21 protein-coding genes and 1 tRNA gene are annotated in these 23,266 nt (G+C 65.5%); 16 read left to right on the forward strand and 6 right to left on the reverse strand.

Going from position 1 to position 23,266, the window contains the following annotated elements:
- Positions 1-25 precede the first annotated feature (25 nt).
- From ACI6S0_RS23075 to ACI6S0_RS23100, 6 genes are all read left to right on the forward strand, one after another.
- On the forward strand, positions 26-838 hold the full coding sequence (locus ACI6S0_RS23075; RefSeq protein ID WP_434404485.1) for a class I mannose-6-phosphate isomerase: 813 nt from the start codon (positions 26-28) through the stop codon (positions 836-838).
- Positions 839-1,158: 320 nt separating this feature from the next.
- Entirely contained in the window at positions 1,159-3,873 is a 2,715-nt protein-coding gene (locus ACI6S0_RS23080; RefSeq protein ID WP_434404486.1) for a TonB-dependent receptor, read from the forward strand.
- 105 nt (positions 3,874-3,978) lie between these two features.
- On the forward strand, positions 3,979-4,671 hold the full coding sequence (locus tag ACI6S0_RS23085) for a DUF6250 domain-containing protein (RefSeq protein ID WP_434404487.1): 693 nt from the start codon (positions 3,979-3,981) through the stop codon (positions 4,669-4,671).
- A gap of 22 nt (positions 4,672-4,693) precedes the next feature.
- Positions 4,694-7,417 carry a Tat pathway signal sequence domain protein gene (locus tag ACI6S0_RS23090; protein WP_434404488.1) on the forward strand — a complete coding sequence of 908 codons (2,724 nt, stop codon included), beginning with the start codon at positions 4,694-4,696 and terminating at the stop codon, positions 7,415-7,417.
- Positions 7,418-7,431: 14 nt separating this feature from the next.
- On the forward strand, positions 7,432-8,754 hold the full coding sequence (locus ACI6S0_RS23095; RefSeq protein WP_434404489.1) for an oligogalacturonate lyase family protein: 1,323 nt from the start codon (positions 7,432-7,434) through the stop codon (positions 8,752-8,754).
- Between the two features lie 70 nt (positions 8,755-8,824).
- On the forward strand, positions 8,825-9,376 hold the full coding sequence (locus ACI6S0_RS23100; RefSeq protein WP_367348275.1) for a hypothetical protein: 552 nt from the start codon (positions 8,825-8,827) through the stop codon (positions 9,374-9,376).
- A gap of 3 nt (positions 9,377-9,379) precedes the next feature.
- Here ACI6S0_RS23100 and ACI6S0_RS23105 read toward each other — a convergent pair whose 3' ends face one another.
- Positions 9,380-9,946 carry an XRE family transcriptional regulator gene (locus ACI6S0_RS23105; protein ID WP_367348276.1) on the reverse strand — a complete coding sequence of 189 codons (567 nt, stop codon included), beginning with the start codon at positions 9,944-9,946 and terminating at the stop codon, positions 9,380-9,382.
- Positions 9,947-10,079: 133 nt separating this feature from the next.
- On the opposite strand from ACI6S0_RS23105, the gene ACI6S0_RS23110 reads away from it, so the two are divergent.
- The 3 genes from ACI6S0_RS23110 to ACI6S0_RS23120 all read left to right on the forward strand — a co-directional run bounded on the left by ACI6S0_RS23110 (position 10,080) and on the right by ACI6S0_RS23120 (position 12,412).
- Entirely contained in the window at positions 10,080-10,751 is a 672-nt protein-coding gene (locus tag ACI6S0_RS23110) for a murein L,D-transpeptidase catalytic domain family protein (protein WP_029547954.1), read from the forward strand.
- A gap of 239 nt (positions 10,752-10,990) precedes the next feature.
- On the forward strand, positions 10,991-11,722 hold the full coding sequence (locus ACI6S0_RS23115) for a hypothetical protein (RefSeq protein WP_434404490.1): 732 nt from the start codon (positions 10,991-10,993) through the stop codon (positions 11,720-11,722).
- Between the two features lie 15 nt (positions 11,723-11,737).
- Positions 11,738-12,412, forward strand: coding sequence for a hypothetical protein (locus tag ACI6S0_RS23120; RefSeq protein ID WP_434404491.1), 675 nt, complete (start codon positions 11,738-11,740; stop codon positions 12,410-12,412).
- A 5-nt stretch (positions 12,413-12,417) separates the two neighbouring features.
- Here ACI6S0_RS23120 and ACI6S0_RS23125 read toward each other — a convergent pair whose 3' ends face one another.
- Positions 12,418-13,092 (reverse strand): hypothetical protein, encoded by a 675-nt coding sequence (locus ACI6S0_RS23125; RefSeq protein WP_185705938.1) that lies wholly within the window; start codon positions 13,090-13,092, stop codon positions 12,418-12,420.
- 181 nt (positions 13,093-13,273) lie between these two features.
- Positions 13,274-13,471, reverse strand: coding sequence for a hypothetical protein (locus tag ACI6S0_RS23130; protein WP_185705936.1), 198 nt, complete (start codon positions 13,469-13,471; stop codon positions 13,274-13,276).
- A 294-nt stretch (positions 13,472-13,765) separates the two neighbouring features.
- On the opposite strand from ACI6S0_RS23130, the gene ACI6S0_RS23135 reads away from it, so the two are divergent.
- Positions 13,766-14,302, forward strand: a complete 537-nt coding sequence (locus ACI6S0_RS23135; protein WP_434404492.1) for a DUF4136 domain-containing protein — start codon at positions 13,766-13,768, stop codon at positions 14,300-14,302.
- 13 nt (positions 14,303-14,315) lie between these two features.
- Entirely contained in the window at positions 14,316-14,948 is a 633-nt protein-coding gene (locus tag ACI6S0_RS23140) for a YidH family protein (RefSeq protein ID WP_017499384.1), read from the forward strand.
- 39 nt (positions 14,949-14,987) lie between these two features.
- Here the strand turns inward: ACI6S0_RS23140 and ACI6S0_RS23145 are convergent, their stop codons facing one another.
- Positions 14,988-15,617 carry a DNA-3-methyladenine glycosylase family protein gene (locus ACI6S0_RS23145; protein WP_004210270.1) on the reverse strand — a complete coding sequence of 210 codons (630 nt, stop codon included), beginning with the start codon at positions 15,615-15,617 and terminating at the stop codon, positions 14,988-14,990.
- A gap of 76 nt (positions 15,618-15,693) precedes the next feature.
- On the opposite strand from ACI6S0_RS23145, the gene ACI6S0_RS23150 reads away from it, so the two are divergent.
- Complete coding sequence (locus ACI6S0_RS23150; protein WP_004210272.1) at positions 15,694-16,011, forward strand: 2Fe-2S iron-sulfur cluster-binding protein; 318 nt, start codon at positions 15,694-15,696, stop codon at positions 16,009-16,011.
- Between the two features lie 9 nt (positions 16,012-16,020).
- Here the strand turns inward: ACI6S0_RS23150 and ACI6S0_RS23155 are convergent, their stop codons facing one another.
- Both ACI6S0_RS23155 and rlmB read right to left on the reverse strand, forming a co-directional pair.
- Complete coding sequence (locus ACI6S0_RS23155) at positions 16,021-16,788, reverse strand: hypothetical protein (RefSeq protein WP_434404494.1); 768 nt, start codon at positions 16,786-16,788, stop codon at positions 16,021-16,023.
- 85 nt (positions 16,789-16,873) lie between these two features.
- Positions 16,874-17,614: a 23S rRNA (guanosine(2251)-2'-O)-methyltransferase RlmB gene (gene rlmB, locus ACI6S0_RS23160; protein ID WP_004210274.1), complete on the reverse strand. Its 741-nt coding sequence runs from the start codon at positions 17,612-17,614 to the stop codon at positions 16,874-16,876.
- A 103-nt stretch (positions 17,615-17,717) separates the two neighbouring features.
- On the opposite strand from rlmB, the gene ACI6S0_RS23165 reads away from it, so the two are divergent.
- The 4 genes from ACI6S0_RS23165 to katG all read left to right on the forward strand — a co-directional run bounded on the left by ACI6S0_RS23165 (position 17,718) and on the right by katG (position 23,035).
- Positions 17,718-17,803: transfer RNA gene (locus tag ACI6S0_RS23165), tRNA-Tyr, on the forward strand.
- Between the two features lie 85 nt (positions 17,804-17,888).
- Entirely contained in the window at positions 17,889-18,209 is a 321-nt protein-coding gene (locus tag ACI6S0_RS23170; protein WP_097385455.1) for a DMT family transporter, read from the forward strand.
- Between the two features lie 174 nt (positions 18,210-18,383).
- Positions 18,384-20,669, forward strand: coding sequence for a beta-glucosidase BglX (bglX, locus tag ACI6S0_RS23175; RefSeq protein ID WP_434404495.1), 2,286 nt, complete (start codon positions 18,384-18,386; stop codon positions 20,667-20,669).
- Positions 20,670-20,800: 131 nt separating this feature from the next.
- Positions 20,801-23,035, forward strand: a complete 2,235-nt coding sequence (gene katG, locus ACI6S0_RS23180; RefSeq protein WP_434404496.1) for a catalase/peroxidase HPI — start codon at positions 20,801-20,803, stop codon at positions 23,033-23,035.
- Positions 23,036-23,266: the final 231 nt, after the last annotated feature.

Here is a 23,266-nt window from a genome sequence, read left to right on the forward strand (position 1 = left end):
TTGCCATTCTGCTATGGCTTCAGATATGTCGTCCTATCGCCTGATTCCGAGCGCCGTCGAAAAGCCTTGGGGACGCAGGGATTTGCCTGCGCGCTTTGGGTTGAGTACCGATCGTCGCGTGGGCGAGATCTGGTTCACGGCGGCCCCCGATATGCCCCAGCCGCTGCTGGTCAAATATCTCTTCACCAGCGAAAAATTGTCGGTGCAGGTCCATCCCGACGATGCCCAGGCGCAGGCCATGGGGCTGACTGGTGGCAAGTCGGAATGCTGGTATGTGCTGGCAACCGAAGGGGACGCCCGGCTGGGTATCGGCCTGACCCGACCGGTCGATACCGATGCGTTGAGAGCGGCCGCGCTGGATGGGTCGATTGAGCAGCTGATCGACTGGAAGCCGGTGAAGCCGGGCGATTTCTACTATATTCCGGCAGGCACGATCCATGCCATCGGCGGCGGCATCACCCTCGTCGAAGTGCAGCAGAATAACGACGTGACCTATCGCCTGTTTGATTATGGGCGCCCCCGCGAACTGCATCTGGATGCCGGCATGGCCGTCAGTGAGCCTGTGCCCTATGACCGGCTGGCGCAGCATGTGACCAGCGAGGGTGCCGCTATGCTGGTGGAGGAAACCGGCGCCCCCTTCACGCTCGAAAATCTGGTGCATGAGGCTGGCGAACGGGTTCGGCAGGATCAGGGGCCGTTCTGGTTCATCCCGTTGCAGGGGAGCGGTTTGATCGACGGTCAGCCCTGGATGGCGGGCGAATGCTGGCTGATCGCAGATCGGGCGGACATCGCTGTCGAACAACAGTTGCACGCCCTGCTGGCGCGACCTGTCGCCTGAGCGGCGCACCCATTCCACAATCTGGAACGCGTTGGCGCTCGATCCGCCAGGCGGCTTAACGCGACTGGCGCGTCCGGATTCGCGGTGAAGCGTCTGGTGACGCCTAATGATCCACATGATGGAACCATGGTCCGTTATGTCAACGATTTGTCGATGGTTTGGCTCGCTTCGTCGCAAATAGAGCGCCATCCCTACGTGTCCATATATAGATATAAAGACCCAATATATGGGATATCAAAGGGTTGTCGCGGCGGGGTCTGGTCGCGGTCGACCTCAAACCCGTGCCCAAACGGGGGGGCACGCATAGGGAGGATGTTTAAGTGAGGTTTTCCAATTATCGCGCCTTGTTGTCGACGTCGGCCGTCGCCGCCGTCCTGCTGGGCGCCATGCCGGCCGCGGCACAAGACCAGCAGCAGTCCGAACAGCCCCAGCAGGCGCCCGAAGCGAGCAGCGAGGATATCGTCGTCACCGGTATCCGTTCCAGCCTTCAGGGCGCGCTCAACGCCAAGCGCAACGCCGCCCAGGTTCTGGACGCCATTTCGGCCGAGGATATCGGCAAGTTCCCGGACAAGAATGTCGGTGAAGCGCTGCAGCGCGTGACCGGCGTCCAGCTGACCCGTTCCGACGGCGAAGGCTCCGGCATCACCATCCGCGGCGCCGATCCGTCACTGAACCGCGTCGAGATCAACGGCGTCACCGCCCTGTCCACCACCGTGGGCGGCGGCCGCGACGTCGATTTCCGCGATCTGCCCTCCGAATTCGTCAACCGCCTGGAAGTGGTGAAGTCGGCCACCGCCGACATGACCGAAGGCGGCGTCGGCGGCACCGTGCGCGTCATCACCCGCCGGCCGTTCGACAATGGCGGTAAGCCCTATCTGGCCGGTTCCGCCCAGGCCATCTATGCCGATATCGGCGACCATATGGATCCGCGCCTGGCGCTGATCGGCAGCGACACCTTCGCCAATGGCACGATCGGCGTGCTGGTGTCGGGCACGTTCGAGAACCGCAATGTCGAAAGCCATCAGGCGCGCACCACCGGCTGGGTCCAGCTGAAGGACGCCAACGGTGCCGTCTATGACCTCAACAATGACGGCGTCGGCGATTTCTTCCCCGACATTCCGCGCTATGTCATCAACCGCCTGGAAACCCGCCGCTATGCGCTGAACGGCATCCTGGAATGGCGCCCGAGCGACGATTTCAAGGCCTATGTCGAAAGCAACTGGACCAAGTCGATCCAGTCGGTGACCTCGCAATATCTGCAGACCGGCACCAGCGGCGGCATCGTCGACACGGAAAACACCATCATCGGCCCGGACAATACGGTCGAATATCTGGTGATGACCAACAATACGTCGAAGGCGCAGACCAGCCAGCTGGGCGTGTCCTATCGCAACATTCTGGGCGACATCAAGCGCACCACCTATAATGTCGCGCTGGGCGCCGACTGGACGACCGGCAACCTGACGCTGACGCCGAAAATCTCGCTGTCCAAGGCCAAGGCCTATAATAACGAGATCAATGCGACCGCGGCCGTTACCGGCATGTCCAGCCTGATCGTCGACTATAGCAACGGCCAGAATGCGCCGAACATCATCCTGCCCAATGATCCGACCACCACGGCCGGCATCAACCAGCTGACCGTGCTGCGCCGTCCGCGCTATGACGACCAGACCGAAAAGATGGCCAAGCTGGACGCCGAGTATAAGACCGACGGTGGCCTGTTCACCTCGTTCAAGATCGGTGGCCAGTATCGTGACCTGACGGTCAAGAGCCGCTTCTACACCCGCACCACGACGCTCAATGGCTTCAGCGATCCGGCGGTGCAGTCGCAGATCGACAGCATCATCAGCGGCAATGCAGCGCTTGGCACCTCGCCCTTCTTCCACACCGGCAATCTGGGCTTCACCGGCGATTATAGCGGCTGGCTCAACATGACGCAGGGCATTGCCGATGCGGTCGGCATTCCCGATCCGTTCGCGGAAGGCGGCTGCCCGGCCAATGCCGACGGCACCTGCCAGGTCTATACCGACACCTGGAAGGTCGGCGAACGCAATCTGGCCGGCTATGGCCAGGCCAGCTTTGCCTTCGACGTCGGGGCCGTGCCCGTCAGCGGCGTGATCGGCGCCCGCGTCGTCAATACCAAGGTCAACACCTCGGGCTATCTCAGCACCGGCGGCGTGATCTCACCCGTATCCTATGACAGCAACGGCACCGAATTCCTGCCCTCGATCAACGTGAAGGCGGAACTCATCCCCAACAAGCTGATGGCGCGTGCGACCGCGACCGAAGTGATGGCCCGTCCGCTGCCGCAGCAGCTGGCACCGCGCTTCACCATCGACGTGGTCGGCCTGTCGGGTTCGCGCGGCAACCCGGATCTGCAGCCATTCCGCGCCCGCCAATATGATGCGGGTCTGGAATATTATATCAACCGCACCAGCTTCGCGTCGGTCACTTATTTCCGCAAGGAAATCAGCTCGTTCATCCAGAACACGACCGAGCCCTACACCGATGCCAGCGGCGTGACCTACACCATCACCGTGCCCACCAACGGCACGCAGAAGGTGACGATCAACGGCGTGGAAGCCGGCGCGCAGATCGCGTTCGACTTCATCGACGTGCCGGTGCTGAAGCAGATGGGCGTGGTCGCCAACTATACCTATTCCAAGGATAGCGGCTACGAAGGGAAGGATTATTTCACCGGCGATTCCCTGCCCTTCCAGGGTCTGTCGCGCCATGCCTACAATATCTCGGCCTATTATGAAGACGACGTCGTCAGCCTGCGGGGCGCCTATAACTGGCGGTCCAAATATCTGATCACGGCGCAGGGCCGCGGCAATAATCCCGAGTTCGGCGAAGCCTATGGCCAGCTCGATGCGTCGCTCAACGTCACGCTGATGCCGGGCATCTCGATGTTCCTGGAAGGCGTCAACCTGCTCGACGCGACGCGCAAGGAAAATGCCAACAGCGTCGAACGCCGCACCATCATCGAGACGGTCGGCCGCCGCGTCTATGGCGGTATCCGCTTCAAGCTCTGATTGGCGCTCATGGCCTGGCCTCCCCCAGGTCATGAGACAGGCTGCGGGTCGGGACATGCCCGACCCGCAGCATCATTTTTTCAAGATCAAGCGGGACAGGTCGCCATGTTCTCTCGCCGCACCCTCCTTGCATCGCTGGCCCTCGCGCCGATCGCCGGCCCCTTGAACGCTGCTGGCCGCAAGCCGCTGTGGCGCGACGATTTCCGTCATGGCCTCAAGCAATGGCAGCTGGAGGCAGTGGGCGACGCGCGCGTGACCGCGCAGGATGGCCTGCTCGATATCGTCGCGCCGAAGGGACTGACGCTCTGGTTCCGTCAGGTGCTCAAGGGTCCGGTCGCGATCCGCTATGATGTGCGCGCCGTGTCGGATGGCGGCCCTTATGACGAGGTCAGCGACGTCAACGCCTTCTGGATGGCGCGCGACCCGGCCGCGCCCGGCGGATCGGCGCTCGGCCGCACGCGCAGCGGCACGTTCGAGGAGTATGACAGCCTCCGCACCTATTATGTCGGCATTGGCGGCAACCGGAACAGCACCACGCGGATGCGTCGCTATGTCGGCGAACCGGGCCATCGCCCGCTGCTGCCCGAGCATGACCGCACCGACAAGGCGGCGATGCTGGTGCCCAATCAATGGTTTTCGATCGGCCTGATCGCCAATGGATCGCAAATCGTGGTGGAGCGGGACGGGGCGACCCTGTTCGCGCTCGACGATCCCGATCCCTATCGCAGCGGCCATTTCGGCCTGCGCACGACGCAGAGCCATCTCCAGGTCCGCAACTTCACCATCACCAAGATCTGAACAACATAAAAGGGAGAGCAAAGTGGATATCAGGGCGGGGATCAGCCGGCGCGACAGCCTGAAGGCGGGATTGATGGCGAGCGCGACCGCGCTGCTGCCGGGCGCGGCGCAGGCGGCGACCAGTGCGCGCGGCGGCGCCATGCCGGACACCCCGGTGCGCTGGATCGACGATGCCGCCCCGCCGCTCTCGCTCGGCCAGACCTTCGGCGTGCCATGGCCGCGCGGGGTGCTGCGCGCCGGCAAGCCGCTGTCGGTGCAGGGCGCCGATGGCACCGCTCTGCCCTCGCAGCACTGGACACTCGCCACCTGGCCCGACGGGTCGATCAAATGGACCGCCCATGCGCTGCCCGCCGGCACCGGCCAGCCCGGTGCGCTGCGCGTGGTGCAGGGCAAGCCCGCCGCGCCGCAGGCGCCGGTGCTGGTGCGCGAACTGGCGGACCGGATCGAGATTCAGGTCGGCGCGCTGCGCTGGAGCATCGGCCGGTCGGGTACTGCGATTATCCAGTCGGCGCAGCAGGGCGGCCGCACCGTCGTTGGTCCCCTGACGCTGGTCGCCAGCGTCGACAGCGCGCCTGAAGGTGGCACCCGCACGCCCTTCACCGGCCGCATCACCAGCGCCACCGTCGAGCAAAAGGGGCCGGTCCGCGCCGTCGTCAAGCTGATCGGCATGCATGAAGGACAGGGGCATGAAGGGCAGGGGCGGCAGATATTGCCCTTCACCCTGCGCCTCTATGCCCATGCCGGCGGCGATCATCTGCGCATCGTCCATAGCTTCATCTTCGATGGCGATCCGGCGAAGGATTTCATCAGCGGCATCGGCCTCACCGCCGCCGTGCCGATGGCCGGCGCCGCGCATGACCGTCATGTCCGCCTCGCCACCGCCGACGATGGCCTGTTCAGCGAAGCGGTGCGGCCGCTCACCGGCCTGCGCCGCGATCCGGGCAAGGTGGTGCGCGCCGCACAGATCGCCGGCAAGGCGGTGCCGATGGACGCGATGGCGCCCGGCGTCGCCAAGCTGCTCGATCGCATCCCGACCTGGGGCGATTTCGACCTGACCCAATTGTCGGCCGACGGTTTCGCCATCGCCAAGCGGACGCAGGACGGCCATGCCTGGGTCGATTCCGTTGCCGGCAGCCGGTCGCAGGGCCTGGGCTATATCGGATCGCCCCAGGGCGGCGCGGCGATCGCCACCCGCTATTTCTGGCAGCGCCACCCGTCCCAGATCAGCATTCGGGACGCCGAAAGCGACACCGCGACGCTGACCGCCTGGCTCTGGTCGCCCGACGCCAAGCCGATGGACATGCGCTCCTATCGCGGCGTCCTGGGGATGGAGGGTTATGACGCCCAGAATGAAGGGCTCGACATCACCTATGAGGATTACGAACCGGGCTGGGATGCCGCGACCGGCGTCGCCCGCACCAGCGAGCTGACCCTTTGGGCCTGCGCCGCCACCCCTTCGGCCGATGCGCTGGCCGCCATGGCACAGGCGAACGCCGTGCCGCCGCAGCTGATGGTGACGCCCGACCGCATCCATGAAGCCGGCGTGTTCGGCATCTGGAGCCTGCCGGACCGCTCGACGCCGATGAAGGCGCGGATCGAGGACCAGAATAGCAACCTGGTCGACTTCTATGTCGGTGAAGTGGATCGCCGCCGCTGGTATGGTTTCTGGAACCATGGCGACATCATGCACACCTATGATTTCGACCGGCATGTCTGGCGCTATGACATTGGCGGCTTCGCCTGGGACAATAGCGAATTGTCGCCCGACCTGTGGTTCTGGACCAGCGTGCTGCGCACCGGCAATGCCGCCGCCTTCCGCTTTGCCGAGGCGCTGACCCGCCATACCGGCGAGGTCGACGTCTATCATCTCGGCCGGTTCAAGGGGCTGGGCACCCGCCATGGCGTCCAGCACTGGAGCGACAGCAGCAAGCAGCCGCGCGTCAGCAACGCCATGTATCGCCGCATCTTCTATTATCTGACCGCCGACGAGCGGGCCGGTGATTTGATGCGCGATCTGGTGACGTCCGACCTGTCGCTGGAGCATGTCGAGATCGGCCGCAAGGTGCCGGGGGCGGAGCGCACGCCGCTGCCGGCGGGGGTCATTGATTTGAGCTTCGGCACCATGTGGTGTTCGGTCGCCTCGGCCTGGCTCACCGAATGGGAGCGGACCGGCGACAAGAAGTGGCGCGAGCGACTGCTGAACGGCATGGATAGCATCGGTCGGCTGAAATATGGCTGGCTGGCGGGCAGCGCCCCCTATGACCTCAAGACCGGGCGCTTCATGGGGGCGGGGGACAAGATTTCCATCTCGCACCTCAATGCCGTGTTCGGCGCGCTGGAGGTGAATGCCGAGCTTCTCGACCTGCTCGACGTGCCGCGCTATCGCACCGCCTGGCTCGACTATTGCCGCTGGTTCAATGCCTCGCCACAGGAATGGAAGGCGAAGTTCGACCAGCCCTTCGGCCGCCGCAACCTCAAGGAAGGCCATTCGCGCCTGACCGCCTATGTCGCGCGCGAGACCGGCGACAGGGAATTGGCGGTCCGGGCCTGGAAGGAGTTTCTGGGCGGCGACGCGGGCCTCGGCCTGTCGAACGGCGATCCGCGCGTGGCGCTGAAGGGGCCGGCCTATGTCCGCCCGATCGTCGAATGGCCCGACGTCTCCACCAATGCGGCGTCGCAATGGGGCCTTGCCGCGATCGAGAATCTGGCGCTCATTCCCGACGCGCTCGCTGACGCCGCCAACTGATGAAGGGCCTTAAGATGAAGACGATGATGATTGGCCTGATGGCGGCGCTGACCGTAAGCGCGGCGACCCCGGCGCTGGCCAAGCCCGTGGCCGAATGGGTCGACCAGACCACCGGTCATCGCGTGCTGCGGCTGACCGACACGCCGGGCAGCGCCAGCCTCTATTTCCACCAGAACAGCTATACGCCGCAGGGCGACAAGATGGTGATCTCCACCCCCGACGGCATTTCGGTGCTGACGCTGGCGGACTGGAGCATAAGGCCGCTGGTCAAGGGCAAGGATATCCAGCTGCTCTTCACCGGGCGCAAGACGCGCACCGCCTATTATGCCAGTCACAGGCGCGATGATGGCGCCGGCGCGACGACCCTCTATGCCGCCGACATCGACAGCGGCAAGGTGCGCAAGATCGCGACCGTCGATCGCGGTTCGATCGGCTCGATCAATGCGGACGAGACGCTGCTGCTCGGCCAATGGGCGGCAAGCGACAAGCCGCTCCAGCCCGACGGCACCCAGAAGCGCGCCGCGCCGGAGATCAAGCAGCAGTTCGGCCAGGCCAATTATGCCGCCAACGGCCCGGACGGAAAGCCGCTCAGCTTTGCCGAGGCGAAGGAAGTGCGCCTCAACGAGCGACTGGAAGCGCGCATTCCGATGGAGATCTTCACCATCGACATCCGCACCGGGGAGCGCAAGGTGGTGGTCGCATCGACCGACTGGCTCAACCATATCCAGTTCTCGCCGACCGACCCCAATCTCATCATGTATTGCCATGAAGGCCCCTGGCACAAGGTCGACCGGATCTGGACGATCCGCACCGACGGCAGCGGCCAGCAACTGGTCCACAAGCGCAGCATGAACATGGAAATCGCCGGCCACGAGTTCTTCTCGCCCGACGGCAAGTGGATCTGGTATGATCTGCAGACACCGCGCGGCGAGGTGTTCTGGCTGGCGGGCTATGAGCTGGCGACCGGGCATCGCCAATGGTTCAAGGTCGACCGCAACCAATGGTCGGTCCACTACAACCAGGCGCCCGACCTCCAGCATTTCTCCGGCGACGGCGGCGACAGTGAAATGGTCGCCCATGCCCCCGACGGCAAATATCTCTATCTCTTCACGCCCCAGGCCATTCCCGACGTGGCCGGCATCCATGCCGACAATGCCGCAGACCTGATCGCGCCCGGCACTTTCGGCGTCGAGAAGATCGTCGACATGCGCAAGCATGACTATCGGCTGGAGCCCAACATCACCTTCACGCCCGACGGCAAATGGATGATCTTCCGCTCCAACATGGACGGCGCGCCGCAAATCTACGCGGCGGAGATTGCCAAGACGGCGGGCTGACGACGGGCGATTGCCGGGCGGGGCGGCGCTGGCCTATGGTCGCGGCGCCCCGCGTGAAAAGGCTGACGTCATGATGCGTGCCCGGCTCTGCTCCCTGCTGTTGTTCCTGACGCCGGTCGCGGCCGATGCCGTGCCGCCGCCAACCCCGGCCGATCTCGCCGGCTGCGAAGGATCGGCGTTCGTCGTGGACAAGCTGGTCTGCGCCGACCCGGCGCTCAAGGCGGCCGATGCGCGTGTCCGGGTGCCCAGCGCAGATCAGGCCCGGCTGCTGGATGCCGCGTCCGATTATGTCGAACGGCAGGACGCCTGGTTCCAGCGCCGCAATCGTTGCGCCTTCGCCGATGATCAGCCGGCCTGCCTGCGCGATGCCTATGCCGAGCGCAGCGCCGTGCTGACGGCACTGGCCCATGATGCTGCGCAGGACCGGGCGGGGCAATGCGGCAAGATGGCGGTGCGGATCGGCACGCTGGAAGGGGAGACCATCATCCGCGATGACAGCCGGCTGGTCGCGGTGGGGCTGCCGAAGGCCCGATCGTCCTGGCGAAATTTCGTGACGGCGGAACCGCGCGGTAAGGCGTTGCGCCTGCACCGGCTGGACGGCGCGCATATCGACTGCCGCTAGTCCTCAGTCCTCGTCCTCGCTGTGCATGATGTCGGCGCGGGTGATGGTGCCGCCCTGGCTGTGAACCACGGCCAGCCGCTTGCGGCCCTTGTCGCGGAAGCGGATCTCGCCGCTGTCGATCGCGGGATCGGCGATCATGATGAGGGCGTCGAACACGCCACGCGCCTCGCGCAATTCGCTCAGGATCGTCAGCAGTTCGTGGGATGTGATGCGGGTGCCGCCTTCGCTGTCGGGCATCTGCTTCTCGATGATCCGGTGCAGCGCCTCGACGATCGCCAGCGTCGGATGCAACCGCTCGACCGGCACCGGCGGGGTCAGCGGTACGGCGCGAACATCGGCCAGCGCCAGATAGGGGTCGATCGCGCCGGGGCCGAAGACCTGCTCGATATTGGCAAGGGTCACGGCGTCCAGGTTGCTCGCCTCGTTGCGGGCATTCTTGACCGTGCCGGCCGAACAGCCGATCCGCTCCGCCAGCTGGCTGTCGGACAGGCCATGGGCCTTCTGGATGCGCCGCACGATGGTGGCGACCGCTTCCCGATAGATGCCGTTCGATAGCCGCGTTCCGGCCATGTCCCGCTTCTCCCGCTTCGACGTGCCCCGCCCGCCAAAAATGCCGGGCCGGACGGATGTGCGCAAGACTTTGTGCGCGGTGCCCGATTCCGGCAAAGACCTTGGCGGGGCCTGCACCCTAGTTGCACCATCCATGAACCCCGATCGTCGCCGTTTTCTCCTTTCCGCTTCCGTCCTGGTCGCGGGCGCTGTTGGCACCGCGCGTGCCTCCGCGCCGGGGCCGATGCGCGCGCTGAAACCCATGGTGCCGGCCCAGCCGATCGCGCCGCTCACCACGCCGACCCCGCCGGCACTGGTGAAGCCCGCTTTGTTCGCGCAGGCGCGCGCGGCGCTGGAACGGCATCCGCAGATCGTCAACCGGCACCGCATGGCGCTGGTCGATTTTGCAGCGCCCTCGTCAGAGCCGCGGCTGCATATCGTCAATCTGCTGGATGGCACCACCACCTCCTATCTGGTGGCGCATGGCAGCGGGTCGGACCCGGATCATAGCGGCTGGCTGGAGCGTTTTTCCAATGCGCCCGGTTCCAACGCCTCCTGTTCGGGCGCGTTCCTGACGGCCGATCCCTATGTCGGCAAACATGGCCCGTCGCAGCGCTTGCAGGGGCTCGATCCGACCAACGACAATGCGATGAGCCGGGCGATCGTGCTGCATGGTGCCTGGTATGCCGAACCCACGCTGGCCGGTGCGCGCGGCAAGCTGGGGCGCAGCCAGGGCTGTTTCGCGGTCGGCGACAGCGTCCGGTCGCAGGTCATGGCCCAGTTGGGCCGGGGCAGCCTGATCTACGCGGCCAAGCTGGTCGTCTGAATTTTGCCATAAGCGCGTCGCCCCAATCGGCGCGCGGGTCCGTGCCGCCGCTTAACCCCTTTCGCGGTGGGCACCATGGCCGTCCGGGAGCGGTGCTTGCATCGCTCCCGGACTTTATTTCTCGGTATTTTCCCTGAGCCCTATCCACGGCTTTGCCGAATGCGCGGCGCCAGCGTTGCTGTAGCATGCGGCCGTCTGCGACTCCGCTTTCCGGCGTCGCAGGAACAGGGGAAATAAGGATGACGCGTTTTTCGACCTTTTTGTCGGTGACCGCCTTGCTGGCGGCTGCCCTTCCGATCCCGCCAGCCCATGCGGCGGCGCCGCGCGATGTCGATGATCTGGTCGGCGCGCGGGGCTCTTCGGGGGAAAGTGCGCTCCGGTCGCGCGGCTATCGCATCGCCAAGCAGAATGGCCTCACCAACTATTGGTGGAACAGCGCGAAGGACCAGTGCATCCGCGTCGTCACCTATAATGGCCGCTATGATGCGATCGACAGCGCGTCGGACGGTGATTGCGGTCATGGCGGCGGCAATACGGCCGCAGCGGCCGTAGCCGGCGTGGCAGCGATCGGCCTGATCGCGGCGCTTGCCAGCCACAAGAAGAGCCATAATGACAGCTCGGCCCAGCATGACAGCGAATATGAGCGCGGCTATCATGACGGCCTGTATGGCGGCGATTATGATCGCAACGACAGCGAAGCCTATCATTCGGGCTTTTCGGCGGGCAATGCGGAGCGGAGCAATCGGCTTGCCGCCAACAGCCAGATCGTGCGGGGCGCGCCGGCGGCGGCGCAGCGGGCCTGTGCCCGGCGCGGCGACGAGTTTCAGAATGTGCCGGCGGGCAGTTCCGTGCCGGTCAGCGTCTATCCGCAAGGTGGGGATCGCTACGAGATCATCATCGCGTCCGGCCATTATCGCTCGCGTTGCACTGTGACGGGGAATGGCAATGTGATGTCGATGGACCCCTATTGATCGAAAGGATGCATCATGAGGAATGCCATGATCGCGATCGTCGCGCTGTCGGCATTGGCCATGCCGGCCATCGCTCAGCCCCCGGTGCGCAGCGAGCGGGTGCAATTCGCCAAAGGGACCGCGTCCAAGGTCATCAAGGCGTCGCTCAAGGGCTATGACATGGTTGATTATCTGGTCGGCGCGCGGGCCGGCCAGACCATGAATGTCCGGCTCCAGACCAGCAACGCCTCCAGCTATTTCAACGTGATCGCGCCCGGTGCCGGGGATAGCGCCATGTTCGTCGGTTCGACCGCCGGCAACAGCTTTGCCGGCCGCCTGCCCGCCAATGGCGATTATCGCATCCGCGTCTATCTGATGCGCAATGCCGCCCGCCGCAACGAAGTCGCCAATTATACCCTGACCGTCAGCGTGCAGGCGCTGGCGGCGACCGCGGCGCAGGTGATGCCGGCGGCGACCGGCCCGGCGCTGACGCCCGGCAACATGCCCGCTTATTGCCGGGGGGAGGCGTCCGGCCAATATGGCACTCGCCCGACCTATGTGAAGACCGGCGCGATCGCCAAGGCGCCCGGTGGCTTCTTCATCGACGGCACGGTCGACAAGGGCAGCGAGGGGATCAAGCGCTTCCGTTGCCGCTTCGACGCGCAGCGTCGCTTCGTCGACGTGATGGCGATGACGCCGGACGGCAAATAGCCGGGTCAGCCGCCCAGGATCAGGAAGCTCGCCCCGCTGTTGATCAGCGAGGCGAGCAGCCAGGTGCCCAACGCCGATCGAAACGCCTTGCCGGTCGATTTCCGGGTGCGGCTGCGCAGCCAGATCGTCTCGATCCGCAGATACCAGCTGATCGTCACCAGCATGATGACCAGCGCGGCGACCGCCCAGCCGACATCGCCGAGGCGCGCCAGGATCGATGCGATGCCCAGCACCAGCGCGGCCGGCCCGGCAATATAGCATTGGGCGTAAAAGGGGCGGCGCAGCGTGTCGCGGTTGAGCGCCAGGCCTTGTGCCTTCAGCCGTCGCACCGCGAACATCAGCGGATAGATGGCGAAGAGGAAGGCGCGCAGCACCAGCAGGTTCATTTCCGACGCGGTGATTTCCTTGCCGATCCCAGTGGTCGCGACCTCCGGCATCTTCTGGTGCGACGCCACCTCGATCAGGTGCGACAGCAATATGGTCAGCATCAGGAACAAGGGCGGGCTCAGCATGTCGGTGAATTGCTGATCCGGCGCATCCTCCAGTTCCTTGTCGGAATAGCGTAGCATCTGGATCGGGTGGCGGATGGTCCGCCATAGGGTGCGGGGATAGAAGACCAGCCAGCTCATCGCCTCATAGAGAAATTCTTCCAGCGACTGGAACAGGCGTAGGAAATCCATCGATACTCCCGATCATGAGGAAGGCTGTCATCCCGCCGCCGGGGCAGGGCGTGCAGTCGAGCCGTGCAGCCCCCCAGCCGAATGTTTCCCGGTTCAGTTGGACCGGTTGAGCGCAGGCTGGTTCAGCGTGAATCCGTCGGCCTGTTCAACGCAGGCCCGTCCGTCTCGGATGATGGCCGCGCTAGCGGTTGCTGGCGAGTTGCTGTCCGGCGCGCACCGCCGGCTTGTCCGCGTTCAGATCGTCGAGCCAGGGCAGGGCGGGCGGCGCCAGCCTGACGGTGGGGGTTGCATCCTGCGGCGTGCCCATGCTGCTTGCCGTGGCCAATGCCACACAAATGCCGGCGCCCGCTGCGACCATTGCAGGCCAGTCTCTTACCATCGCACACAGCTCCCTCTGCTGGGCTGCGATCGGCAGGAAAAGTTTCGCGATTGGCGCCGCGACTCACCCGTCCGACCGCTGGAATAAGGGGATGATCGCGCATTCGCGGGCATCGCGCCATAGCGGATTCTCCGGGGGTCGGACGATCGTCCCGCTTTGGTCCGATCGCGCCTGCCGGGCGCCGCTTCACGCCATGGGATAGGGATATCCGGGGCGCTCCCTAGGGGAGAATCCCGATGGCTGGCCGGGCGTGCGCTTGGCTATGCCCAGGGATATTCCAAGGGAGGTCGCGACATGTACAGGCGCATATTCGTCACGGGTCTGCTGCTGGCGCTGGCAGGCTGTGCCACCACGCCACGGGTCAATTATGATGCCGATCCCGCCGCCAATTTCGCCAGCTATCGCAGCTATAGCTGGGCGTCGATCACCGTGCCGCAGGGCATGAACCCGCTGTTGTTCCAGCGCGTAAAGGCGTCGATCGACACCGCCCTCGCGGCGCGCGGCTATAGCCAGGCTGAACCCGGCGAATTTGCCATCGGCTTTACCCTGGGCGCCCGCGACCGGGTGGAGGTGACCGATTTCGGTCCCTACGCCACCTATTATCGTCCCTGGGGCGGGTGGGCCGGCTGGGGCGGCTATCGCAATGTCGATGTGCGCAACGTGACCGACGGCACGCTGACGGTCGATATCTATGACACCGGGACGAAACAGCCGGTCTGGCACGGCACGGCCACGCAGGAAGTCAGCCGCAAGAGTCCCGACCAGGCGGTGATCGACAAGGCGGTGACCGCCGTGCTCGCCAATTTCCCGCCGCCGATCAAGCCGAACTGACAGGAGGAGGCATATGGCCGAATCGCAGGAACCCAGGGGCGTGCCCATCCGCCCGACCCGCAATGTGGGCGAGCCCGTGCCGCCCATTCCGTCGGTCGACATGAGCGATGCCGAAGGGGCATCGACCGCCTATTCGCATTTTCGCACCGGCCTGTCGCGCCATCGCACGGGCCTGTCGGAACATCGCACCGACCTGTCCGAATATCGCACCGACCTGTCCGGGCATCGCACCGAAATGTCGATGCGCCGGACCGGCATGTCGTTCCAGCGCACCCGCATGAGCGCGGACCGGACTTTGATGTCGGAAATGCGTACGGCGCTGTCGCTGATCGGCTTCGGCTTCACCATCAACCAGGCATTCCAGAAGATGCAGGACGCGGGCAGCATCCAGAATGTCAACGCGCCGCGCAATTTCGGCGTGGCGCTGCTGGTGTTCGGCATCGTGCTGCTGGCCGGCGGGATCGTGCGCCATGTCCAGTTCGCGACCGAATTGCGAGATCGGCGCAAGATCATGACGGAGGATGGGCTGATTCACTCCGACAGCCGCTTCCCGATCTCGGTGACGCTGGTGATTGCGCTGTGTCTGCTGGCGCTGGCGCTGGCGGCGGTGCTGGGCATCGTCTTCAACATCGCGCTGCTGGGCTGAAGCGCGGGCAGGCGGGCGGGGGCCGTGCCCCGCCGCGTCTCAGCTCTGCAGCATGTCCTGCCCGCTATTATAATGGTGCCAGGCCATGATCGCGGCAGCGCCGCGATGCGGCCGCCATGCTTCGGCGAGATCACGGGTCAATTTCTCGCTCGGTCGCTCGCCCAGGCCCAATATCCGCCCGACCGCGATCTGCACCGCCAGGTCGCCCGCCGGCCAGATGTCGGGGCGGCCTTCGGCGAACAGCAGATAGATTTCCGCCGACCAGCGGCCGATCCCCTTGATCTGCACCAGTTGCGCGATCGCGACTTCATCGTCGGCGGGCAGGGCGTGGAGGTCCAATGTGCCGTCCACGACCAGTTCGGCCAGGCTGCGGGCATAGCCCTGTTTCTGGCGCGACAGGCCACAGGCGCGCAACGCATCGAAATCGCGCGCCAGCAGCGCTTCGGGTGTGCAGCCCACGCCCAGCTCCGCCTCCAGCTTGCGCCAGACCGCTGCAGCGGAGGCAACGCTGACCTGCTGGCCGACGATGGTGCGTAGCAGTGTCTCATAGCCCGGCTCGCGCACGCGCGGCACCGGATAGCCGACGCTGGCGATCGCCGCGCCGAATGCCGGCTCCGCCGCAGCGATGAAGTCCAGGCTGACGCGCAATTCTTCCGCCGTGCTTACCATGTCCGCCCGTCCAGCCCTTGATTTCGCCGCCGCTGTCGGTCAGAGCGGCGGGGATAAGTCCAAAAGGAATGGGTAGATGCCGAAGCTGATCGTGGTCAACCGTGATGGTGCCGAACAGACTGTTGAGGGGGACAAGGGTCTCTCGGTGATGGAAGTCATTCGCGACCATGGCTTTGACGAGCTGCTTGCGCTGTGCGGCGGCTGCTGCTCCTGCGCGACCTGCCATGTCTATGTCGACCCGGCCTTTGCCGACGCCCTGCCGGCGATGAGCGAGGACGAGAATGACCTGCTCGACAGCAGCGATCATCGCAACGAGACGAGCCGCCTGTCCTGTCAGGTCGTGCTGAGCGATGCGCTCGACGGCCTGCGCGTCACGATCGCGCCGGAAGATTGATCCCTTACTTCAGGGCCTGACCCGCAACGTCGCGGCCGGCGCATCGCCGGTCAGCGGCGTGATGGTCCATAGGATGCGCTTGCCCTCCGGCACGGTGGTTGCGCCCTCTTCCTGATTCTGGCTGACGATCTCTGCATCGGTGGTCAGCGTGAACGTGCCGTTCAGCGCCTTGGCCGCCGCGTCGCCCGATCCGCCACCCATGCCGGCCGGCCCCTGGCTCTTGTCGAAACCGTTGGAAAAGCCGGGCGCCTTCACCCGCACCCGGTCCGCCCCGCGCATTTCCACCGCGACGAAGGGCAGGACGATCTGCGCGTCGATGTTGAAGGGGAAGAGGAAGGCATGGTCCAGCCTTCCGCTGATCGCATAGTCGATCGCGAATTTGTGATCGCCCAGATACTGGACCGACCGGAAGCCCTTCTCCTTGGTGAGCGCGCTCGCCATCGCCTGCATCTGCGCATCGTCGCCGCTGGTCTTGTCGAACTGGGGTTCGGCGGGCGGGGCGGGTGTCTTGCTCTGGCTCTGCGCCACCTTCTGCAGCACGGCCTCCTCGCCCTCGGGCGGGGCGACGCCTTCCAGCGGATCCTCCTCCGCATCGCTGTTCAGGCCGCCCAGCGCCTTGTCCATGTCCGACGCCAATATCTCGCCCTTATAGGCAAAGGCGAAGCTGCGGTCGGCGCGGATGTCGAGGGTGGAGGTGAAGCTGCCGGGGGTCACCAGGCATCCGGGCAGCATCAGCAGCGCCGCCAGTGCGCCCGCCGCGCGGGACAATAGGACCATGGCGAACCCCCGTTCGTCTGCGCGACGATGCGAGCGGGGCAGGGCGCCCCGCCCACATCGTCGCAAGATGGTGCCCGGCGGCCGCTTACCGGCTGGTGGCGGCGTACAGGGCGATCGCTGCCGCATTGGAGACGTTCAGGCTCTCCATGCGCGGGCTGATCGGCAGCTTAGCGATAATGTCGCAATGCGCCATGGTGTTGTGGCGCAGCCCTTCGCCCTCGGCGCCCAGCACCAGCGCGACGCGCGATTCGCCGATCGCGTCGGCCAGCACGGTGTCGCAATCGCCATCCAGGCCGATGCGCCAGTAACCGGCTTCGGCAATCTCTTCGAGCGCACGGGCCAGATTCACGACGCGAACCCAGGGCACGGTTTCCAGCGCGCCCGACGCGGCGCGGGCCAGCACGCCCGATTCGGGCGGCGCATGCCGGTCCTGGGTGACGATGCACAGCGCGTCGAAGGCGGCGGCCGAACGCAGGATCGCGCCGACATTATGCGGGTCGGTCACCTGGTCGAGCACCAGGATCGGGCGCTGGTCGTCCCGTCCCTGTTCCAGCACGTCGCCCAGCCAGACATCGTCCAGCGGCTCGACTTCGGCGACAATGCCCTGATGCGGCGCATCCGACGGCACCATCCGGCCCATGTCGGCGACGTCGGAATAGACGATCGGCAGCACAGGCGGCAGGTCGAGCGCGCCGATCGCTTCGCGCGTGCCCCATATCTTGCGCACGACGCGGTTCGGATTGGCGAGCGCAGCCGTGATGGCATGGCGTCCGTAGAAGCGGGGGAAGGCGCCTTTCGGCTTGCCGGTACGATGTCCTCTTTTCATGTTTTCGCTCTTTTCACATCACCCCATTGACAGGCAAGCCTCCATTCGCCATTGAGCCGCCTCCAGCGCGGCGGGACAGCAAATTTCCACCGCGTAGGGCACTGGACAGGTGGCCGAGTGGTTAAAGGCAGCAGACTGTAAATCTGCCCGGGTTTCCGTACGCTGGTTCGAATCCAGCCCTGTCCACCACTGCCCTCATCGGCGCGCCGCCTCTTTCGGGTTTCCGGTCCGCGCGCCGCTCCAGCCGAGCCCGTTACCGCAAGAGGAACGCCGCTTGGCCTGGGTCATTCTCGGCATTGCCGTATTCACCGAAATCATCTGGGCATTGAGCCTGAAATGGGCCGCCACCGTCGGCAGCTGGCAGGCTTCCGTCGTGCCCATTGCCCTGAGCTTCCTCAACATGGGGCTGCTGGCGCTGGCGATGAAGGATCTGCCGGCGGGCACCGCCTATGCGATCTGGACGGGCCTGGGCGCCGTGGGCGTCATCATCGGCGGCATGATTCTCTATGGCGATCGAGTCAACATGGCCCAGATCGGCTTCATGGCGATGATCGTGATCGGCGTGGTCGGCACCAAATTGTCGGCGCAGGCCTGATATCCGACCCTGATCGTCGCCGCTGATTCGCGCGACATGATTCGGCGCATGGCCTGATCGCGGGATCGGGGCGTCGCGCCGCAGGCTTATTGCCGCAGCGCAACAAAAACGGCGGAAGTCCGTTTGTCTTCGGACAAGCCCCGTTCATTCTTCCCCGGTTACGCTCTCTCCCGCATGACTCTTGATCGCCGCGACCTCCTGATCCGCACCCTGGGCGGTGTCCTCGCCCTTGGCATCCCCCGCCGCGCGCTGGCGCAGGCCGACGTCGCCCGCGTCGATGACCTCATCGCGAAGATGACGCTGGAGGAAAAGGCCGGGCAGATGACCTGCCTGGCCGACAGCTTCCGCCCCTTCAACCCACCCAACCCGGCGGCCGGCATCCAGGACGAGAAGCGCCTGGCGGACGAGATTCGCAAGGGCCGGGTTGGTTGCCTGTTCAATGGCATCGGCGTTGCCGGCGGGCGCCGCGCGCAGGAAATGGCGGTCAAGAACAGCCGCCTGGGCATCCCGCTGCTGCTGGCAGGCGACGTGATTCATGGGCTCAAGACCATCTTTCCCGTTCCGCTGGGCGAAGCCTCCTGCTTCGATCCCTTGCTGGTGGAAAAGACCGCGCGAGTCATGGCGGTGGAGGCGACGGCGGCGGGCCTGCACCTCACCTTCGCGCCGATGGTCGATGTCGCGCGCGACCAGCGCTGGGGCCGGGTGGTCGAGGGCGCAGGCGAGGATGTCTATCTGACCGGCTTGCTGTCGGCGGCGCGCATTCGCGGCTTTCAGGGGCGCGATCTGCGCCGCGATGATTCGCTGCTCGCCTGTCCCAAGCATTTCGCCGCCTATGGCGCGGTCGCGGCGGGCCTGGAATATGGCAGCGTCGACATCAGTGACGAGACGCTGCGCGAAACCCATCTGCCGCCCTTCGGCAAGGCCTTTGCCGCTGGCGCGCTCACCACCATGGCCGCCTTCAACGAGATTAACGGCGTGCCCGCCACCGCCGACCGCGAATTGCTGACCGACATCTTGCGCGGCGAGATGCAGTTTCGCGGCTTCGTCTTCTCCGATTACACCGCCGACGAGGAACTGGTCGCCCATGGCTTTGCCGAGGATGAGCGCGATGCCGCCCGTCTCGCGGTGCTGGCCGGGGTCGACATGTCGATGCAGAGCGGCCTCTATATCCGCCACATCCCCGATCTGGTGAAGAGCGGCGCGGTGCCGATGGCGACGGTCGATGTCGCCGTGCGCCGCATCCTCTATGTGAAGACCGCGATGGGGCTGTTCGACAATCCTTATCGCTCGCTCGACGAAGCGGTTGAAAAGGCGCGCATCGGCACGCCCGCCCATCATGCCTTGGCGCGTGAGGCGGCGGCCCGATCGGTCGTGCTGCTCAAGAATGACGGCGTGCTGCCGCTCGATCCCGCTGCCGGGCAGAAGATCGCGCTGATCGGTCCGTTCGGCGAGGACAAGGCCAATCTCTACGGCCCCTGGGCCTTTTACGGCGATCCCGACAAGGGCGTCGACATCGCCACCGGCCTGCGCGCGGCGATGCCCGATCCCGCGAAGCTGACGGTCGAACTGGGCTGCGCGGTCAACGGCCCGATCAAGGACGGGATTGCCCGTGCCGTCGCGGCGGCGAGGGCGGCGGATGTGGTGATCCTGGCGGTCGGCGAATCCCAGGCGATGTCGGGCGAGGCGCAATCGCGCACGATGATCGAGCTGCCCTCCTCGCAACAGGCGCTGGCCGATGCGATCGCCGCCACCGGCAAGCCGGTCGTCGTGCTGCTGCGCCATGGCCGCGCGCTCGCCTTGCATGACGGCGTTGCCAATGCGCAGGCCCTGCTCGCGACCTGGTTCCTGGGGTCGGAAACCGGCCATGCGCTGGCCGACATTATGTTCGGCAAGGTCGATCCCTCGGCCAAGCTGCCGGTCAGCTTCCCCTGGGAAAGCGGGCAGGAGCCTTTCTTCTACGATCGCAAGTCGACCGGCCGACCGACCGTGGACAATGGCAGCACCGAATATAAGGCGCGCTACGCCACCACCGACAACAGCGCCCGTTTCCCCTTCGGCCATGGCCTCAGCTACACCGATTTTGCCCTCAGCGACCTCAAGCTCTCCGACACCGCGCTGCGCTGGGACGGCGCGGTCGAGATCACCGCGCGCCTCACCAACAAGGGCAAGCGCAAGGGCAGTGAGGTGGTGCAGCTCTATATCCGCGACCGCGTCGCCAGCCGCACCCGTCCGATCCGCGAATTGAAGCGCATCCAGCGCGTGACCCTGTCGCCGGGCGATTCCACCCAGGTCCGCTTCACCCTGTCGCGCACCGATCTCGAATTTGTCGGCGCCGGCAACCGCCGCCTCGCCGAACCGGGCCTGTTCGACCTGTGGGTCGGCCAGTCCTCGACCGGCGGCCTGCACGGCCAGTTCACCCTCTATGCGGCGGCGCCCACCTCTCCGCCAGCGAAAGGCTGATCCCTCCGATCCACCCTCTCTCATAGGAAAATCCGATCACTGTGACGGAATCGATTCGTTTCGATCCGCCGCCGCACGGGACTACCCCTTTTTCCGCCTTGAACAGGCAGAACAGGACAGGGGAGAGAAACATGTCCACGACCCGCATTTCCACATTCGCTTTGGCGTGCGCGCTGCTCGCCAGCCCGGCGCTCGCCGCCGAGACCAAGCCCGCCGCTGCCGCGCCCGCCGTCACCGAAAAGCCCGGCGGCATGACCAACAAGGACTGGTGGCCCAACCGCCTGGACCTCACCGCGCTGCGCCAGCATGAGGCGACCCGCGCCAATCCCTATGGCGCTGATTATGACTATGTGAAGGAATTCAACAGCCTCGACCTCGAAGCGGTCAAGGCCGACATCCGCAAGGTGCTGACCACGTCGCAGCCCTGGTGGCCGGCCGACTATGGCCATTATGGCCCCTTCTTCATCCGCATGGCCTGGCACAGCGCCGGCACCTATCGCGTCGGTGACGGCCGTGGCGGATCGGACGGCGGCGAACAGCGCTTCGATCCGCTCAACAGCTGGCCCGACAATGTCAGCCTCGACAAGGCCCGCCGCCTGGTCTGGCCGATCAAGCAGAAATATGGCCGTAAGCTCAGCTGGGGCGACCTGATGGTCCTCAGCGGCAATGTCGCGCTGGAGGATATGGGCTTCAAGACCGTGGGCTTTGCCGGCGGCCGCATCGACGCCTGGCAGCCCGACGTCGTCTATTGGGGCCCGGAAACCAAGATGATGGGCACCGAGCGCTCCAATCCCGACGGTTCGCTCAAGCGCTCGCTTGCCGCGACCACCATGGGCCTCATCTATGTGAACCCCGAAGGCCCCGGCGCCAATCATGATCCCAAGGGCGCCGCAGCCGACATCCGCCGCGCCTTCGGCAATATGGCGATGGATGACGAGGAAACGCTGGCGCTGATCGCGGGCGGCCACACCTTTGGCAAGGCGCATGGCGCCAAGAAGCCCGAGGAATGCCTGGGCGCGGAACCCGCCGCCGCCGGCATCGAGGATCAGGGCTTGGGCTGGAAGAACAAGTGCGGCAAGGGCAATGCCGAGGATACGCTGACCTCGGGCCTGGAGGGCGCCTGGTCGGCCACGCCGACCCAGTTCACCACCCAATATATCGACAATCTGCTGAACTTCGACTGGGTCAAGACCAAGAGCCCGGCCGGCGCGACCCAGTGGATCCCGACCGATCCCGCCACCGCGCAGATGGTTCCCGACGCGCATGTAAAGGACAAGCGGCACGCGCCGATCATGTTCACCACCGACATCGCGCTCAAAGAAGATCCCGGTTTCCGCAAGGTGCTGGAAAGCTGGCAGAAGGATCCCGAGCTGTTCAGCAAGGCCTTCGCCCGCGCCTGGTTCAAGCTGACCCATCGCGATCTTGGCCCGCAGGCCCGCTATCTCGGCAAGGACATTCCGTCCGAAACCTATAGCTGGCAGGATCCGCTGCCCAAGGCGAGCTTCGCCCCCGTCAGCGCCGCCGATCAGGCCAAGCTGAAGGCGGCCGTGCTGGCGTCGGGCCTGACCGGGCCGGAACTGGTGCGCACTGCCTGGGCCTCGGCCGCGACCTTCCGCAGCACCGACATGCGCGGCGGCGCCAATGGCGCCCGCCTGCGGCTCGACCCGCAGCGCGGCTGGGCGGTCAACGACCCGGCCGAGCTGAACAAGGTGCTGACGAAGCTGACCGCGATCCAGAAGGATTTCGCGAAGTCCGGCAATCAGGTGTCGATGGCCGACCTCATCGTGCTTGGCGGCAACGCCGCGGTCGAGCAGGCGGCCAGGCAGGGCGGCTACAGCATCACCGTGCCCTTCACGCCGGGCCGGGTCGACGCCGCGCAGGCACAGACTGATGTCGCCTCCTTCGCCTATCTGGAGCCCAAGGCGGACGGCTTCCGCAACTGGTATGGCCCCAAGGCGGAGGTCAGCCCGGCCGACGCGCTGGTGGACAAGGCTGATGCCCTCGACCTCACCGTGCCGGAAATGACCGTGCTGGTCGGCGGCATGCGGGCGCTCGGCGCCAATAGCGGCGGATCGAAGAATGGCGTGCTGACCACCCGTCCGGGCACGCTCAGCAACGACTTCTTCGTCAACCTGCTGACGATGGACACGGTGTGGAGCAAGTCGGCGACGCCGGGCCTCTATGACGGCAAGGACCGGGCCAGCGGCGCGGCGAAGTGGACGGCGACCCCGGTCGACCTGATCTTCGGCTCCAATTCCGAACTGCGCGCCGTGGCCGAAGTCTATGCCGAGGATGACGCGAAGGAGAAGTTCGTCACCGACTTCGCCGCCGCCTGGACCAAGGTCATGAACGCGGACCGCTTCTGAAAATGAGCAACCCGGCGGCGCACGGCGTCGCCGGGTTTTCGTATCAGATTGGCTGGAAGCGATCACCTCTCGTCATTGCGAGCGTAGCGAAGCAATCCACCGGCACGACATGGATTGCTTCGCTACGCTCGCAATGACGATGCCGGATTTTGACGGCTAGCGACCATTTTGTGCCGTCCACACTCGGGAACTGTTCCTGATTGCGGACGTTCGATGTGAATGGCATTGATG

This window comes from Sphingobium sp. DN12, from assembly GCF_051058005.1.
GTDB lineage: Bacteria > Pseudomonadota > Alphaproteobacteria > Sphingomonadales > Sphingomonadaceae > Sphingobium > Sphingobium yanoikuyae.